Below are 18,135 nucleotides of genomic sequence, written 5' to 3' on the forward strand. Positions count from 1 at the left end.
AACTCCATTTTTGTTTAAAACGATTACTTTACCTCCTGTAAAAGCCAAGAATTAAATGCCCATGAAAAACCTCCTTCGTATATCCATTTTGATTATGCTGATCCTTTGTAATATCATGGCCTTTGCTCAGGATAAAAAAACTTACACCTTAGCCGATACGCTGAGGGGGAGTTTAAGGCCCGAGCGAACCTGGTGGGATGTTCAACGGTATGAGCTAGCTTTTAAGCCAGATTATATCCATAAGAGTATAGCCGGAGCTAATGAGATTGTTTATAAGGTAGTTAAACCCAACAATGGAAGTATCAGGATGCAGATTGATCTTCAGGAGCCACTGCTGATCGACAGCATTTGGTATAACGAAAAATCGAAACTGAAATTTGAGCATGTGGGTAGTGTTTGGTACACGCATGTGCCCGCTCAGGCACTCAATGCCTTAAACCGGGTTAAAATTTTTTACCATGGAAATGTTCACCAGGCCAAGCGCGCCCCCTGGGATGGTGGCTTCATCTTTACTACCGATTCTTTAGCCAGGCCATGGATGACTGTGGCCTGCCAGGGGCTTGGGGCCTCGGTGTGGTACCCGAATAAAGATCACCAAAGTGATGAACCGGATTTGGGTGCTTCATTAACAATGACCATTCCGGATACTTTGGTTGGCGTGGGTAATGGAAGGCTCGTTTTTAAGCAACAAAACAATGATGGTACGGTAACGTATAAATACAATGTAAACAGTGCGATAAGCAACTATTGTATCATACCTTATATCGGTAAGTACGTTAATTTCAAGGAAATATATGCCGGAGAAAAAGGCAAGCTTGACCTGAATTACTGGGTGCTGGATTACAACCTTCCTAAAGCCAAAACTTACATGCCCGATCAGGTGCATAAAATGTTAAAAAGCTTTGAGCACTGGTTTGGTCCCTATCCCTTTTATGAAGATGGTTATCAGCTCATTGACGCATCGCATACCGGAATGGAGCATCAATCGGCTGTTTCTTACGGTAATAAGTATAAGTTCGGTTATTTAGGCAGAGATATGTCTGGCAATGGCTGGGGTTTAAAATGGGACTTTATCATCATTCATGAAAGTGGTCACGAGTGGTTTGGTAATAACATTACCACCAATGATTTAGCCGATATGTGGGTGCATGAGGGTTTTACCAACTACAGTGAAACACTTTTTGTAGATTATATTTTCGGAAAGCAGGCGGGCAATGAATACAACTTCGGAATCAGGAAAGGCATCAGAAATGATGCGCCAATTATCCCGCCCTATAGTGTAAATGCTCAGGGAAGCGGAGATATGTATCCGAAAGGCGGGAATATGCTGCACGCCATCAGGCATAGTTTAAATAACGATGTACTTTTCAGGTCAATATTGAGGGGCTTAAACAAAACCTTCTATCATAAAACCGTAACCACTGCACAGGTAGAATCTTACCTGTCCAAACAGGCCAGGTTTGATTACAAGAAAGTATTTGATCAATATTTAAGAACGACCCAAATACCGGTTTTCGAATTTTATATAAAGCATGGAGCGGTATATTATCGATACAGCAATTGTGTGAATGGTTTTAACCTGCCACTCGTGTTGCAAAAATCCGGTGTGAAAACTTTAAAAATCCTTCCTGCAACAAATTGGAAACACAGCAAACTTAGTGCTGGCCAGGGTGCTTTGCTCCAAAAAACGGCTATAGAATCCATGTATTACATTCAGGTTAAAAAGTGATAAATCGTTTTTAACTGAAATGGTCTATTTATAGTTGGTATCGGTTAAAATCTAACAATCACAGCCTGAAGCTATCCTTTAACTTTGAAAATAATCTGACAGGTTAATCATTATAAGGTATTCTTAGGTAGGTTATGTGCCTGCCTTAGTAATACCTGTATGTAATGCTCAGGTTACAGATATAAAGGAATTATTAAGTACTAAACTATTAAATACAATGGCAATTAAATGGACAGGGGTTTTCCCGGCTGTGACTACAAAATTTACAGCAAATGATGAACTAGACTTCGTAACTTTTGATTTAAACATAGAAGCACAACTTGAAGCAGGAGCCAATGGAATTATTTTAGGAGGTTCATTAGGCGAAGCCAGTGTACTAACTGAAGAAGAGAAATTCGGCCTATTATCTCACACACTGGAAGTAGTTAAGGACAGGGTTCCGGTTTTATTAAATATCGCAGAAGCAACAACTAAAAAAGCGGTTGAAGTAGCAAAAAAGGCTGAGTCGCTTGGTGCACAAGGACTGATGTTGTTGCCTCCAATGCGTTATTATGCTTCCGCAGAAGAAACTTTAGCATTTTTTGATGCCGTGGCTACCTCAACCTCATTACCCATCATGATTTACAACAATCCTGTTGATTATAAGATTGAAGTTACATTAGATATGTTTGAAGCATTAGCTAAATATCCGAATGTTCAGGCTATTAAGGAATCTACCAGAGATGTATCTAACGTAACCCGGTTAATTAACCGTTTCGGTGATCGCTTTAAGATTTTTACAGGTGTAGATCCATTGGCGATGGAGAGTATTGTAATGGGTGCCGACGGATGGGTGGCTGGATTAGTAGATGCTTTTCCAAGAGAAACGGTGGCCATCTTCAATTTGATTAAAGAAAATCGCATTGCTGAGGCCTTAACCATTTATCGTTGGTTTTTGCCTGTGTTAGAACTGGATATTCATCCAAAACTTGTTCAATATATTAAGCTGGCTGAAGTAGCAACAGGCTTAGGTACGGAAACTGTAAGGGCACCACGCCTGGCTGTTGAAGGTGAAGAGAGAAAACGCGTATTAAAAATTATCAATGATGCATTAGCTGTTCGCCCGGAATTACCTGCCGGCAGCTGGGGTAAATAGATAACCAGATATGAACGGAAAAAATATAGTTGCCAGTGAATATATCGATGGTAATGAAGCTAACCTTAAGGCAGTAAATCCGGCAACGGGTTTACTGTTGGATGGAGCGTTTTACAGAGCCGGCGATAACGAAGTTAACGCTGCTTTGGCTGCTGCCACAGCAGCGTTTCAAACTTATCGAAATATAAATAAAGATGCAAAAGCGGCGTTTTTAAATGCCATAGCAGATGAAATTACAGGTATCGGCGAAGAACTAATTGCCCGGGCATCGGCCGAAAGCGGTTTGCCGCTGCCCAGATTGCAGGGAGAACTGGGGCGAACCACGGGACAGTTAAGGCTTTTTGCAAATCTTGTAGCAGAAGGTTCATGGGTAGATGCGATTATTGATACGGCTTTACCGGAAAGACAGCCTTTACCGCGACCGGATATCCGCCGAATGCTTGTTCCAATTGGACCGGTGGTTGTTTTCGGAGCCAGTAACTTTCCGCTTGCGTTTTCTGTTGCCGGTGGAGATACCGCATCTGCACTGGCATCCGGCTGCCCGGTAATTGTAAAAGCTCATCCCGCGCATTATGGTACAAGTGCCCTGGTAAGTAGTGCCATTGTTAAAGCAGTAATTAAAACAGGTATGCCAAAGGGTGTATTTTCTTTATTGTACGATGATGGTTACAAAATAGGTGCAAAGCTTGTTCAACACCCTTTAACCAGGGCGGTGACCTTTACGGGTTCATATCATGGTGGTATGGCACTGGTTAAGCTGGCACAGGAACGCCAACAGCCGATTCCGGTTTTCGCAGAAATGGGCAGCATTAATCCAGTTATCTTTCTGCCTGCTGCTGTAGAAAAACAAGCAGAAGAATTAGCTAAGAAATATGCCGCATCTATCACGCTTGGAGCCGGTCAGTTTTGCACTAATCCCGGTTTAATGCTGGCAATAGCTTCTCCTGAACTTGAGAAATTTAAGCAGACATTGATTGAGGCAATCTCCATAGTTCCTTCCGCAACGATGCTTACAGAGGGGATTGCCAAAAACTACAGCAAACTATCCAGCGAAGTAGCTGCTGAAGCGGGGGTAAAAATCCTTGCTGTTTCCGGATTAAAAAATCAGGAATTGCAAAATCAATCTGAAGCTAAAATAGCGCAGGTTCCTGCAGTTGAATTTATTAAAAATCCTAAACTGCATGAAGAGATATTTGGACCTTACTCGCTTTTGGTAGTTGCTGAAGATATTCAGGAATTAGAGCAGGTAATTGCTGTATTGCAAGGGCAGTTAACGGTTACCATCATGGCTGATAAAAATGAAACTGGACAGTATCAGTCGCTTATTCATCAGCTTACAGATAAAACCGGACGCATTATTTTAAATGGTGTACCTACCGGAGTTGAAGTTTGTGCTGCCATGCAGCATGGTGGGCCTTTTCCGGCAACTAACGACAGCAGGTTTACTTCTGTTGGCTCAACTGCAATTTACCGTTTTGTGAGGCCACTTGCTTATCAGGATTGGGAGCAGGTGCTTTTACCTGATGAATTGAAAGATGCAAACCCACTTGGGATTTTTAGAATGGTTAATAACCAATTTACCAAATAGATATGAGTAAAACCTTTTTTTGTGTAGATGCACATACTTGCGGAAATCCGGTAAGATTAGTAGCAGGTGGGGGGCCGGAACTGATTGGCGCTAATATGAGTGAAAAACGCCAGCATTTTTTAAAATCCTACGATTGGATCAGAACCGGATTAATGTTCGAGCCTCGTGGCCACGATATGATGTCGGGAAGTATACTTTATCCCCCTCACGATCCGGCAAATGATGTAGCCGTTCTCTTTATTGAAACAAGCGGTTGCTTGCCCATGTGCGGTCATGGCACTATCGGCACCATAACCATCGCTATAGAAGAAGGACTTATTCAACCAAAAGTGCCCGGTGTAGTCCGCATGGAAGCGCCTGCGGGTTTAGTATTAATAGAATACAAACAGGAGGGAAAGAAGGTTAAATCAGTGAAATTAAAAAATGTTGCTTCTTATCTGGCTGCAGAAAATCTGGAAATTGAATGCCCGGATCTGGGCATGCTTACATTCGACGTAGCATACGGCGGTAATTTTTATGCCATAGTTGATCCGCAAGGCAACTTTCCGGGCCTGGAGAATTATACGGCATCACAGCTGATTACCTGGAGCCAAACCATTAGAAGGCGCATTAATGAAAAATATACTTTTGTGCACCCGCAGGATGCAACCATTAACGGCTGTAGCCATGTACTTTGGACAGGCACCACTTTAGATCCGAATGCTACGGGCAGAAATGCTGTTTTTTACGGTGAAAAGGCCATTGACAGATCGCCTTGCGGAACAGGTACTTCTGCACGTATGGCCCAGTGGCATGCCAAAGGCAAACTTAAAAAAGGTGAAGATTTTATTCACGAAAGTTTTATAGGCAGCAAATTTATAGGTCGGGTAGAAGAAGAAATTGAACTGGCAGGTTTCAAAGCCATCATTCCAAGTGTTGAAGGCTGGGCGAAAGTTTATGGTTATAACACCATCAAAATAGATGCTGAAGATGATCCGTATGCTCACGGATTTCAAGTGATTTAGTTGGAGTTTTTTTTAGTAAATAACGAAATATAATGTCGAAAGTATTAATAATTGGAGGTGGAATCGTTGGACTAAGCTCAGCATACTATCTTCAAAAAAATGGATTTCAGGTTACTGTTCTGGACAAAGGCGATATTACAGATAACTGCTCATTTGGCAATGCTGGTATGATTGTGCCAAGCCACTTTGTTCCCCTGGCTGCTCCAGGTATGATTAGTCAGGGTATACGCTGGATGTTCAATAGCAAAAGCCCATTTTATGTTCGACCATCTTTAAATCCGAGTCTCATTGGCTGGGGGCTAAAGTTTATGAAACATGCAACAGAAAAGCATGTTAGTCAATCAGCAGAACCGTTAAGAGATTTATCGCTGCTCAGCAAAAAACTATATGAAGAACTGGCTCAAGAACCAGGATTTGACTTCGAACTTACCAATAACGGCATCTTAGCTTTTTATAAAACAGAGAAAGCTGGAGAAGAAGAAGCACATCTGGCCGAAAGAGCAAAAACGCTTGGACTGGATATGGGTATTTTAAGTTTAGAGGAGTGTAAAGCACTGCAACCCAATTTAAATTTGGATGTTTTGGGTGCTGTTCATTACCGTTGCGACGCCCATCTGTATCCAACCAAGCTGATGAATACCTTAATTACTTATCTCAATAATCATGGGGTAACCATTGTTAAGGGAAAAGAGGTGGATAAAATAGAATCTGATGGTGAGAAAATTACGAAAGTATTTACTGGCTCTACCGCATGGGAGGCCGATCAGTATGTCATTGCCACTGGTTCATGGTCGCCTGCAGTAGCTAAAATGGCCAACCTTAAAATATCCCTGATGCCTGGAAAAGGATATTCATTTATGGAATCTGAACCTCAAAAACGCCTGACTATACCTGCATTGCTTTGTGAGGCCCGGGTAGCCATCACTCCCATGAATGGAAGTATCCGGTATGGAGGAACCATGGAACTGGATAAGATTAATACACGGGTGAATATGCAAAGGGTGAGGGGTATTGTAGAATCCGTTCCCAAGTATTTTCCTGATTTGCACCCGGCTTTACCTCCTGAAGAGGATATCTGGTATGGATTCAGACCCTCATCGCCGGATGGCTTGCCTTATATTGGTCGAAGCGATAAAAAGAAAAACCTCATTGTTGCCACGGGGCACGGAATGATGGGATTAAGTTTAGGTCCGGCAACAGGCTTGCTGGTGAGCCAGATTGTGGCGGAGCAAAAAACGGAAATGCAGATAGCTTCGTTTGCTGTTAACAGGGCATAGCTTAAAATTCAGATAAAAAGGATTTAGAAGATTAGCGCTTAAGGCCAGGCCTGATCTCTTCTCCCTGTTCTCAGCTTAAATCAATTTTTACGCCCATAACTTACAGCCCGGCGCACCTGGTACATCTAAATTTTAGCGTATAGTAGCAGTATTTTAACCGAATTTGGCTTTTTTGGAGTTTTTTTAGTTAATATCCTTATATTGGATTATAATCAACAACAACCAAACTAACAACCAACCACATGAAAGTATTGCCATTTACTATGCTTGTGCCCGATGACAAAAGTGTTATATCTGAGCACGTTGAATTGCCTTATTTTTATCAATATCTGCACAGACATGACGAATGGCAGATCACTTATATTGAAAGGGGGGAAGGAACGTTGATTGCAGGCAGTGAAATGCATGCTTTCCGGCCTGGCGACATATTTGTTATCGGAGCAAAACTTCCGCATCTGTTCAAAAGTAATCCAGAATACTTTGAAGCCAAAAGCGAAAGATCAATTGCTGCATACTCAGTTTACTTTAATTCTGGTGGTACATTAGGGCCTCTTTTTTCACTTCCGGAGATGAAAATTGCCAGTTCCTTTTTAGCCAAAAATAAGCACGGCTTTAAAGTTCCGGCTAACTTTACCCAGGAAGTATTGAAGCGGATGATTGCGGTACATGAAGCTTCAGGGACAGATTTGTTATTTGCATTTGTAAAACTGGTGGTTTCACTACAGTCAATTGGCGACCACGTAATGCCTTTGTGTTCTGATCTTTATTCATCAAATGTAAGTGAGAATGAGGGGATGCGCTTAAGTAAGATAATTGGTTATATCACCGAAAATTACAATAGCCAAATAACCCTTGAAGATGTGGCGAATGTAGCATTTATGACTCCACAGGCATTCTGCAGGTACTTTAAAAAACATACCGGACATACCTTTGTATCCTTTTTAAACGAAGTAAGGATTAATGATGCCTGTAAGAGCCTCATATCAGGAGAACAAACAGACTGTATTTCTGGTGTAGCCTACAAGGCTGGCTTCAACAGCATTACCAACTTCAATCGGGTTTTTAAAAGTATTATCGGGCAATCGCCTAGAGCCTATTTAGATTCTTATAACAGCGTTAGCAGAGTGAGTTATATTGGTGCTTAGCCAGTATTTTAAAGCTTGCTAATCGCATACTTTTCATTTTTTATATGCTTTGGCTGATGTAATTATCACAACCTGCCAGCGCATAACATATTTACCAAATATTAATCTTATCAGCATCTCCAATTTTATGGATTGGAGATGCTATGTCGTTAATTTTATTCAACAAACATCAATTACCAATGGAACAGGAAAAAAGCCACTTTAAACCCAGCCTCAAATTATTGGATGCTACCATGCTGGTAGCCGGAAGTATGATTGGCTCAGGTATATTTATCGTCAGTGCAGATATTACCCGAAATGTGGGAAGTTCGGGTTGGTTACTGGTGGTATGGTTAATTACCGGCTTCATGACATTAACAGCAGCATTGAGTTATGGTGAGTTGAGTGCAATGTTTCCAAAGGCCGGAGGGCAGTATATATATTTAAAAGAGGCCTATAACCCTTTAATCAGTTTTTTGTATGGCTGGAGCTTTTTCACTGTAATTCAAACCGCTACCATTGCTGCGGTGGGTGTTGCCTTTGCCAAATTTACAGCCTATTTAATTCCTGCTCTGAGTGAAGATCTGGTGGCAATAGATTTGGGTTTCATCAGCATTTCTCCCGCTCAACTATTGGCCATCGCTGTAATTGTGCTGCTGAGCTATGTAAACAGCCGCGGGGTAAGTGCGGGTAAAACCATACAAACTACCTTTACTGTAGCTAAACTCTTAAGTCTTTTTGGTTTGATTGTGTTTGGCTTATTTTTCCTGGATACAGCCATATGGAAGGTAAACTGGGAGAATATGTGGAATTTAGGCTCTTTAGCACCCAATGGAAGCATTTCCGGTTACACTACTTTTGCCGCCCTGGGTGCAATTGCAGCTGCCATGGTGGGTTCTATATTCAGCAGTGATTCCTGGCACAATGTAACGTTCATTGCAGGAGAAATTAAAAACCCGGCACGCAACATCGGCCTAAGCCTGGCCCTGGGCACCATCATTGTAACGGTGCTTTATATCCTCACCAATGTGATGTATACCGGTGTGTTGAGCCTGCATGATATGGCATATGCCGATAAGGATCGGGTAGCTGTTTCTGCAGCAAATCATATTTTCGGAACGGTTGGAACCATCACCATTGCTGTAATGATCATGGTGTCTACTTTCGGTTGTAATAATGGTTTGATCATGGCAGGAGCACGGGTTTACTACTCCATGGGAAAGGATGGTTTATTCTTTAAAAAAGTAGCGGAATTGAATAAAAATGCCGTGCCCGGTTTTGGCCTTTGGATCCAGTGCATTTTCGCTTGTTTGTGGTGCCTCAGCGGCCGATACGGAGATCTGCTCGATATGATTTCTTTTGTGGTAGTTGGTTTTTACATGCTCACCATTTTTGGCATTTTTATCCTGCGTAAAAAACGTCCCGATGCAGCCCGGCCTTATAAAGCCTTCGGCTATCCGGTATTGCCGGTTATTTACATCTTAATGGGATTAGCTTTCTGTATTCTCCTCATTATTTTTAAGCCAAAATTTACATGGCCAGGGCTGATCATCACTCTGGCGGGCATTCCGGTTTATTATCTGATCAGGCGGGTAAATATGCCTAAAACAGTTGATTTACAGACCTCAGATACATTAGTGAGTTAAAATGTTGATGCTATACATCAATATATAACGGGAATCTGAATCTCCCTTGCTCTATATTTACAACATAATATTGCTGTGATGAAAATTGATCAACTATTGCAAAAAACGATAACCCTAACTTGCTTAACACTGGCTGCTTTTTCAGCTGGCGCGCAAAAAAATCCCTATGCGCCTACAGCGGCCGAAATGGTTGAGGCTTACAAAAGGGCGGGTAAACTGGATACTGCATTAAGAAATATCCCTACTAATAATGAAATTCTTCCTCAATGGAGAAAAGATGGGGCTGCTTTTTGGTACAAGAAAAGTCTTCCGGATAAAAACTGGGAGTATATATATGTAGATGTGATATCCGGGAAACGTGCTCCGGCCTTTGATTCGGATAAGTTGGCTGCGGCCCTTGAAAAAACAAGCGGCATTAAACAAGTACCCTTACGTTTGCAACTTGCCGAATTATATTTCACAGATCAGCATAACCTGAAATTCAAGGTTCAAAATAAGTGGTTTCAGGTAAATCTCGGCGATTATCAGGTGAGGGCGGCAAGTGATACGACCGTCTTTCGTTATAATCCGAAGCGACCACTACAGCAAAAACGTTCAAGATGGGAGTGGAGTCGCACTGTATCTAAATCGCCGGATGGCAAGAACGAAGTATTGGTTCGTGGCGGTAATTTAGTATTGGTAAACCTGACCACGGGAGCAGAAACAACATTGAGTACGGATGGTTCTGCGGAAAAACCTTATGGTAATTTTGAATGGGCACCTGATGGAAAAACAATTATTGCCTACAAGATTGATCCAAAGGAAATTAAAAAGGTTCACTACGTTTTGAGCTCGGTTCCGGGAACAACCCGGGGCGAATTGAAATCACGTGAGTATGCCCAGCCGGGAGATGATTTTACCGCTTACCAACCCTATATTTTCAATATTACAAGCAAAACTGCCCTAAAAGTTGATGTGGAGCCGACTGATTTTTTTGGTCCACAGCCCCTACACTGGCGTAACAATAACAGCAGATATTATACCTATGAAAAGGCAGATCGCGGACATCAGCGATTCAGGGTAATTGAAGTAGATGTGCAAACCGGTAAAACCCGTAACATCATTGATGAGAAAACCAAAACCTTTATTTATGAGAGCAGAATTTATACCCGCTATCTGCCCAAAACCAATGAAATGCTATGGACCAGTGAACGGGATGGATGGCAACACCTCTATCTTGTTAATACCATTACAGGGAAGCAGCAACTCATCACCAAAGGTAACTGGGTAGTGCGCGATATTGATAGCATTGACGTTTTAAAACGTGAGGTCTGGTTTCGGGCCAGTGGTATGAACCCCTCAGAAGATCCCTATTTTATCCATTACTACAGAGTGGGTTTCGATGGAAAAGGTTTGGTTAACCTTAGTCCCGAAAAGGGAAATCATGTGCTTAGCTTTTCTCCCGATCGAAAGTACTACATTGATACCTACTCGGAGGTTAATGTGCCGCCAGTTACTAAGTTAAAGATCACCGCCAGTGGAAAGGAAATTGCTGAAATTGAGCATGGCAATGTAGAAACATTTCTGAATACGGGAGTAAAATTACCCGAGGTGTTTGTAGCTAAGGGTAGGGATGGGAAAACCGATATTTGGGGAGTAGTTTGCCTGCCATCCAAAATGGATCCCAATAAAACCTATCCCATCATCGAAAACATTTATGCAGGCCCACAGGATAGTTTTGTACCGAAGAGTTTCCTTCCGGCAAGTGAAATGCAAAGTATGGCAGAACTGGGCTTTATCGTTGTTCAGATAGATGGTATGGGCACTGCTAACCGCTCAAAAGCATTTCACGATGTTTGCTGGCACAATCTGGCCGATGCAGGATTTGCTGACCGGATTTTGTGGATGAAAGCCATGGCCGAAAAATATACGAATGCAGATATTAGTAAAATAGGCGTGTACGGAACTTCGGCAGGGGGACAAAATTCTACTGGTGCATTACTTTTTCATCCGGAATTTTACAAAGCTGCCGTTTCTTCCTGTGGTTGTCACGATAACCGGATTGATAAACAATGGTGGAACGAGCAATGGATGGGATATCCTGTTGGTGCACATTATGGCGAGCAATCTAACATTACCAATGCGGCCAAACTTCAGGGTAATTTATTCTTAATAGTTGGCGAAGCCGATGAAAATGTACCACCAGAATCTACCTATCGGCTGGCCGATGCGCTTATTAAAGCCAATAAGGATTTCGATATCCTGAGTATTCCGGGGATGGGACATAGTGATGGCGGTGTGTATGGAAGAAGACGTAAAAGAGATTTCTTTATCAAGCATCTCTTAAACGCTGAGCCGCCAAAAGCGAATCTTTTTACCCCAACAAAATAACCAGCTCATCGAATTCCTTTGCTACATGCTGGTTTTATAAATAGGAAAATTACCGCTTAACTATGAGAAATATTTACGTATACCTGTTCGTTTTTTTCCTTTCCGGCTGTGTTTTGGAAACTGCGAAAGCACAGTCTAACCTGAGTAAGGAACAAGGCAATCCACTTATTCCAGGTTATTTTGCTGATCCAACGGTGAAAAAGTTTGGCGATACCTATTACATTTATGCAACTACTGATGGCAACGGCGGAGGCTTTGGTCCGGCTCAGGTTTGGACTTCAAAAGATTTTGTAAACTGGGCCATGCAGGATATGAACTGGCCAACTACCCATCATTATTGGGCACCCGATGCTACTCAGGGGCCCGATGGAAAATATTATCTCTACTACTGCCAACCGGTAGAGATCTTTGGTGCCTCTTCAGCCAGCCCTGTTGGTCCATGGACTTCTTTGTTAGCTCCGGGAAAACCCATCGTATCTAATTTTATGGTACCCAATGTGATTACCCTTGATGGACAAACTTTTAAAGATGATGATGGCCAATATTACATGTATTGGGGCACGTGGGGAATTTATCCCAATCATGGATGTGGTGTGGGTTTATTAAATGCCGATATGAAGTCATTTTCGAAATTGGCACAGATCCCCAATACAGATGCTAAAGATTTTTTTGAGGCGCCATTCGTTTTCAAAAGAAAGGGTATCTATTACCTCACCTACTCATCTGGTTATTGCGAAGATGGAACTTACCGCGTACAATACGCAACGGCTACCAATCCGATGGGGCCTTTTAAATATGCATCAGAAAATCCCATTCTTGCAACCAGTTCTGATGGAACGGTACACGGGCCCGGGCATCAATCTGTTTTACAGGAGGGTGATGATTTTTACCTGATTTACCACCGGCATAATAATCCGCACAATGATGGTGGTTACCACAGGCAGGTAGCCGCAGATAAAATGGTGTTTGATGAAAAAGGAAATATACTGAAGCTGGTACCTACCCATAAAGGAATAGGGTATCTGGCTAAAAATGTTAACCCACATACCAATTTGGCCCTGGGTAAAATGGCTGTGGCTTCTTCATCTTATGATCAGGATTTTAAGGCAGAATATGCTCTTGATGATAACAACGGTACCTTATGGAAAGCGAAAAATAATGTAGGTTCATCATGGCTAAGCGTTGATTTAGGTAGTATATATGATGTTAAAAGTGTACACACCCAGTTTGAGTATGCCACCTGGTATTATCAATACAAAATCGAATATTCGCTTGATGGCAAAACCTGGAAACTATTTGCCGACAGGAGTAAAAATACCCGGCATGGAAGCCCGATGATTGATTTTGGACATGTGAAAACCAGATACCTGAAGACCACTATTCTGGGTACAGAATATGCAGGTTTAAATAAGGCCATTTGGAACATTAAGGTTTATGATAATGCTGAATATAAGCCTGTAATGAACACTAAAGTTAAAACATGGGAATCATTACAGCGATTCGAATCAAAGGGATTGTTAGTGGATTTGCAGTTGGATAGCTTTAGAATTGGCGCTGTGGTTTCGCAAGTTTCGAATAAAGGAAAGCTGGGTGGCCTATTTGATGCAAAGGGGGCAGATAAGCCCATTATATCCATGATCAAAGGGAAAAAAGCTTTGGTGTTTTCTGGCAGGGAGCGTTTATCATCATCGAAACCTGCGCCAGCATCAATGCTGGGTAACAGCAGTTACAGTGTCAGCATGTGGGTGTTCAATCCGGAGATTGATAAGGAAGAAACCATAGTTTCCTGGACAGGCAGGGGAGGTGTAAACCTAAGCAATGCCGCAGTGGGTTATGGTTCGGCAAAAGGTGCTGGCGCGGCCACGCATCTGGGCTGGGCAGATTTAGGTTACAAGCATTTACCAAAGGCAAATGAATGGCATCAGATCACCATGGTATTTGATGGAACAATGGAGCGCATTTATGTCGATGGGAAATTAGACCGGGCAGAACGAAGAATGCTTTTTGTAAACAACCTCAGGAATTTTCTTTTGGGGGGGAACGAGGATGGAACAGCAGGATTCTCGGGTGCACTGGCTGCTTTAAAAATTTACGATGAACCATTAACGGAAGAGCAAATTCAGTCAGGTTATACTAAAGGCATAAACAATAACCTTTTGGTTTATGCAGATGCCAAAAGCCTGGATGATGGCGAAAAGGTAAATTGGCCCAATCATGGAGCTGTTTTAGATAAACTAACGGCTGAAGCTAACCTGGAGGTAACTGATGTTAGCGGCAAAATAGCGGTTGTATTGGCCGACGGTAATAAACTGTTATTGGGCGATAAAATGGTTAAGCAACTTAACTTTTCAAAACCTTTTACTGCAGTTTTGTCGCTTTTATCTACCGCAGGTGCAAAAACAGATTTCTTTTTTGGGCATGGAAATAAAGCTGTCCGGATGGTTGGGACCGGAAAATGGCAACAGATTATCTGCAGCTATTATCAGGGGAAATTACAAGTGCATATAGACGGTAAGTTAACAGGCACTGCGCTGATCCCAAATAACCAGAAAGATCAGCGTACGCTAATCGCTAAGGTAGCAGATGGAATCCGTTCTACAACTGCAATATCATCGGTAAGTATATATAATTTTGGCTTTTCAAATGCAGATTGCTTGGAGGAATATAATTTTTGGAGACAAACATTAAGCGTGGGTAGGATAAGCGCATCCTTCGCATTAAAACCAATGGCCGTAACACCCAATATGGTTTATATGCAAGCCAATCGACCGGCTTTGCCAGGCACTGATCTGGAATTCCTTTTTAAACGTGATCAGGATAAAGCACAGTCAAAATGGTTGCGTTCATCCGATTACACCGATTTTACCGTAACGGCACAAAACAATTATAATTACTCGCTTAAAATTAGGGATAACTTTGGAAATGTTACTGAAGCTTCTTTACCTGTGGGTGTTAGCACAGATACAGCTCTATTTGCGATTAAGAAGCAGAGTGGATCTGCTCAATCCATCCCCGCGACAAAAGATGCTTCATCAGGAAGTTCCTGGGATGGTTTTATGGGGACGGCGGATACGGTCATACAACAATCGGGCGTATTGAAAATGGTTTCACACAACACCCTTTGGGATGGATCGGAACGTACCGGGCCTTTCGCCTATCATAATATCCAGGGCGATTTCGTAGCTGAAGTAAAACTCGCAGATATGCTGGGGCTGGCTCAAAAAAAGGCTTATGGGGCAAATGAGGCAGGTTTAATGGTTAAGATAGGCCAGAAGGGAAGAAAACTTATCCAAAATGGGGTTATGCCTGGCTGGGGTGTTGGAAATATTGTAACCGACCTGAGTGCAAGAGATCGGAAACAAACCAACAATCTATTCGGATGGAATTTTTACCCTTATTTGCAGATTCAGCGTATAGGAAATACATTTTTTATGCGCGCAAGCCATGATGGAAAGGAATGGAAAAATCTTCCTGGTAGCCCCGTTAAACGAAACGATTTAGAGAACGAGGCTTTACAGGTTGGGGTTTATCATGCTACTTATGGCGATATTTCTGGCTATGCAGCTTTTAGTGATTTTAGGATTATACAGAAACGAGGGAATTGAGGGTACAAACTTAAAAATAACAATAAGGTACCCTCAATTTTATCAGTTACGTCAGGGAACAAAATATAGGAAAAGGTAACCCTGCTTATTTATTATACCTGTCCTGCACAATTTTTGCCATCCCCATTTTTGCAGGTAAAAAAATCTACCTGCGATGAATATAAATTTCTTAAGATTAACAACTTAAAACATTAACATTCGAGTCTTTCTGAGGATCAATATCCTGAATTAAACGTCCTCAATGCTTTACTGTAGCTTTTCCAATCGGAATGTTCTTTCCATAATATACGTCGCCAGGGATGTGATGACCCGGATAAACCTGTGCAAGAATGTTGTATAACGCTGGGTCGTAGGCCTTTAAATCGTCAGGTGTTTGAAGTCTGGTTTTTCCATCCATAAATTCAAAGTTAGACCAAAACCACCATTGACTGCCCTCTGCCCAATATTCTGCAACGGTATTGATTGCATATTGTCCTTTATAAAGTCCTTTTTGTTTAGCTGCATCATATGCCACCTGAATTTGTTTGTATAGATCCGGATCAGCGACCCTTAGCGCAGACATGACATTGTGGCTCCATTCGTGTACCAGTATGTTTTCGCCGAAATATTTGGTTCCGGGAAATCCCAGAATATTTTCTTCTGCAGCTGAGGTTTGAATGCCACCCATTCCGCGGGCACGTTCGTTCCAATAGCCTTTATCGGTCATACTGGCGATACCGCCGGGTTTATTGTAATTCTCCCGCTCTGTTGGTGTTAATCTTTTATCGGTGATTGCAGGTTTTTTCCAGTCGCTATATTCCGGGAGATCAGTTTGCATTTCAGACCAGGCCATAATGGATAACCGGGCTTTCATGCCAATCATCGCTTTACGTATATCCGGGCGTTTGAGTAGCATGTAATTGATTACATCACGGGCAACCAGTAAAGCTACATTAGAAACTTTTGCCGAAGAAACAACGGGAATACCGAAGGCATCCGTATATTTTTCATAGAATTTTGGATAATTCAGCGAATCGGGTGGCCTACTGATAGCGAGTTGCTCGAAGCTGGAAACCAAGGGTTTTACCGCTGGCTGATCCTGAGCCTTCAGCTGGCCTGCAGCTAAAATAGTGGCAATTGTTAACGTGGTGTAGCGAAGATTATTTTTACCTCTGGACATATGATTTATGTTTTGTTGTGAACGCCATGCAATGTATTAATTTGACACCCCTAAAACCATTTCCCTTACTTTTATTTTTGGAGAAACCAGGAGGTATAATATGATAAAGAAACACAGTAAGCCGATAAAGAACCAGTAATAATCTGCACCTTTAAATTGAGCAAAGAAGCCTCCATTAGAAATGCTTCTGTTTACCAGGGCCGTAAATAAATTGCCGAGTGCGGTGGTAAGCAGCCAGATTGCAATCATGGTACTTTTCATCGATTTGCTGGCCTGTGTGTAAGCATATTCCAAACCCGTAATGGAAACCAGCACTTCTGCAGCGGCTAAAATAGCATAAGCTAATATTTGCCACCAGATGCTGGGTTGGCCACCTGCATCAATTCGCGATTGAAGCAAGGCGATAACCACAAATGAAAGCGCGAGCAACACCAGGCCGGCACCTATTCTTCTCAGCGGGGTTGTTTTTATCCCGCGTTTATCTAAAAATGGATAAAGCCAATAGTTAAATATGGGAATAAAAACCAGTAAGAAGAACGGATTAACCGTTTGAATTTGCTCGGGTAACAGGTTAATCCCCAGAATGTGGCGATCCATTTTGGTGGCCTGTAATACCCATTCGGATAAGTTTTGATCCCAAAGTGCCCAAAAAATGGGAATAAATGCAAACACAGCCAAAACATTGTACACTGTTTTAACATCTTCCACCTTCTGATGATCGAACTTTCGTTTAGCCACATCAAGCAGAGATTGATTCTTTTGTTTAGCCCGGAAATTAAACAGTGCATAAATCGAAATGAAAACAAAGTTATTCTTGTTTACACCGGAAGGTGGAACGTTCACATATGTTTTTCTACCCAGAAAAAATATAATCGTAGCCAATGCCATCAATATGCCTGGTATACCGAAGGCCCATTTCGCACCATAGCGGTCATAAATAAGTGGAATCAAAATGGTAGACAATACGGAGCCTGCGTTTATGCTGAAATAAAACCAGCCATAAACTTTAGATACAAGGTGTTTATTGTGGGTGGTAAACTGATCTCCAAGGTTGGCAGAAACACAAGATTTAATCCCGCCTGCACCAATGGCTATTAAAATCAAACCGTATTTAAACTTTTCCAGATCGTGATCAAATAGTGCCAGGCACAAATGGCCAAAGCAGTAAACTAATGATACATACAGAATAACCTTGTATTTGCCAAAGAACCAATCGGCCATTAAGCCTCCAACAAAGGGTAGTGCATAAGCGAGAGATACAAAAAAATGCGTCGTTTCGTTTGCTTTAGCTTCTGCAGTAACCTGCAAAGCAGGATTTAAAGTGGGGTTAAAGAAATGAAATACCAGAAAAGTAGCCAGGATAGACCTCATCCCATAAAAGCTGAACCGTTCTGCCCCCTCATTGGCAATTATATATCCAATGCTTCTGGGATAACCATTAGATTTTGCAGCTGTTTTCTCCATTTTATAAAGTTGGATTAATTCGCCTGATCATTCT

The 18,135-nt window shown here is 42.0% G+C and carries 11 protein-coding genes; 9 read left to right on the top strand and 2 right to left on the bottom strand.

Annotated features, from left to right (window positions below):
• Positions 1–61: 61 nt before the first annotated feature.
• The 9 genes from ACQY77_RS21995 (at position 62) to ACQY77_RS22035 (ending at position 15,478) form a co-directional block, all read left to right on the top strand.
• Complete coding sequence (locus ACQY77_RS21995) at positions 62–1,729, top strand: M1 family metallopeptidase (RefSeq protein WP_421940169.1); 1,668 nt, start codon at positions 62–64, stop codon at positions 1,727–1,729.
• Positions 1,730–1,946: 217 nt separating this feature from the next.
• Positions 1,947–2,864, top strand: coding sequence for a dihydrodipicolinate synthase family protein (locus tag ACQY77_RS22000; protein WP_421940168.1), 918 nt, complete (start codon positions 1,947–1,949; stop codon positions 2,862–2,864).
• Between the two features lie 10 nt (positions 2,865–2,874).
• On the top strand, positions 2,875–4,452 hold the full coding sequence (locus ACQY77_RS22005; protein WP_421940167.1) for an aldehyde dehydrogenase (NADP(+)): 1,578 nt from the start codon (positions 2,875–2,877) through the stop codon (positions 4,450–4,452).
• A gap of 2 nt (positions 4,453–4,454) precedes the next feature.
• Positions 4,455–5,456 (top strand): 4-hydroxyproline epimerase, encoded by a 1,002-nt coding sequence (locus tag ACQY77_RS22010; RefSeq protein ID WP_421940166.1) that lies wholly within the window; start codon positions 4,455–4,457, stop codon positions 5,454–5,456.
• A gap of 32 nt (positions 5,457–5,488) precedes the next feature.
• Positions 5,489–6,733 (top strand): NAD(P)/FAD-dependent oxidoreductase, encoded by a 1,245-nt coding sequence (locus ACQY77_RS22015; RefSeq protein ID WP_421940165.1) that lies wholly within the window; start codon positions 5,489–5,491, stop codon positions 6,731–6,733.
• Positions 6,734–6,975: 242 nt separating this feature from the next.
• Positions 6,976–7,878: an AraC family transcriptional regulator gene (locus ACQY77_RS22020; RefSeq protein ID WP_421940164.1), complete on the top strand. Its 903-nt coding sequence runs from the start codon at positions 6,976–6,978 to the stop codon at positions 7,876–7,878.
• Between the two features lie 179 nt (positions 7,879–8,057).
• Positions 8,058–9,503: an APC family permease gene (locus ACQY77_RS22025; protein WP_421940163.1), complete on the top strand. Its 1,446-nt coding sequence runs from the start codon at positions 8,058–8,060 to the stop codon at positions 9,501–9,503.
• A gap of 78 nt (positions 9,504–9,581) precedes the next feature.
• The gene (locus tag ACQY77_RS22030; protein ID WP_421940162.1) at positions 9,582–11,873 is read left to right on the top strand and encodes a prolyl oligopeptidase family serine peptidase; all 2,292 of its coding nucleotides are present in this window, start codon (positions 9,582–9,584) and stop codon (positions 11,871–11,873) included.
• 62 nt (positions 11,874–11,935) lie between these two features.
• Complete coding sequence (locus ACQY77_RS22035; RefSeq protein WP_421940161.1) at positions 11,936–15,478, top strand: family 43 glycosylhydrolase; 3,543 nt, start codon at positions 11,936–11,938, stop codon at positions 15,476–15,478.
• 238 nt (positions 15,479–15,716) lie between these two features.
• On the opposite strand, the gene ACQY77_RS22040 is transcribed toward ACQY77_RS22035, so the two are convergent.
• Together ACQY77_RS22040 and ACQY77_RS22045 are read right to left on the bottom strand one after the other, a co-directional pair.
• On the bottom strand, positions 15,717–16,637 hold the full coding sequence (locus ACQY77_RS22040; RefSeq protein WP_421940160.1) for a glycoside hydrolase: 921 nt from the start codon (positions 16,635–16,637) through the stop codon (positions 15,717–15,719).
• A gap of 36 nt (positions 16,638–16,673) precedes the next feature.
• Positions 16,674–18,101 (bottom strand): POT family MFS transporter, encoded by a 1,428-nt coding sequence (locus tag ACQY77_RS22045; RefSeq protein WP_421940159.1) that lies wholly within the window; start codon positions 18,099–18,101, stop codon positions 16,674–16,676.
• Positions 18,102–18,135: the final 34 nt, after the last annotated feature.

Source organism: Pedobacter sp. (assembly GCF_965279535.1).
In the GTDB taxonomy this organism is placed as follows: domain Bacteria; phylum Bacteroidota; class Bacteroidia; order Sphingobacteriales; family Sphingobacteriaceae; genus Pedobacter.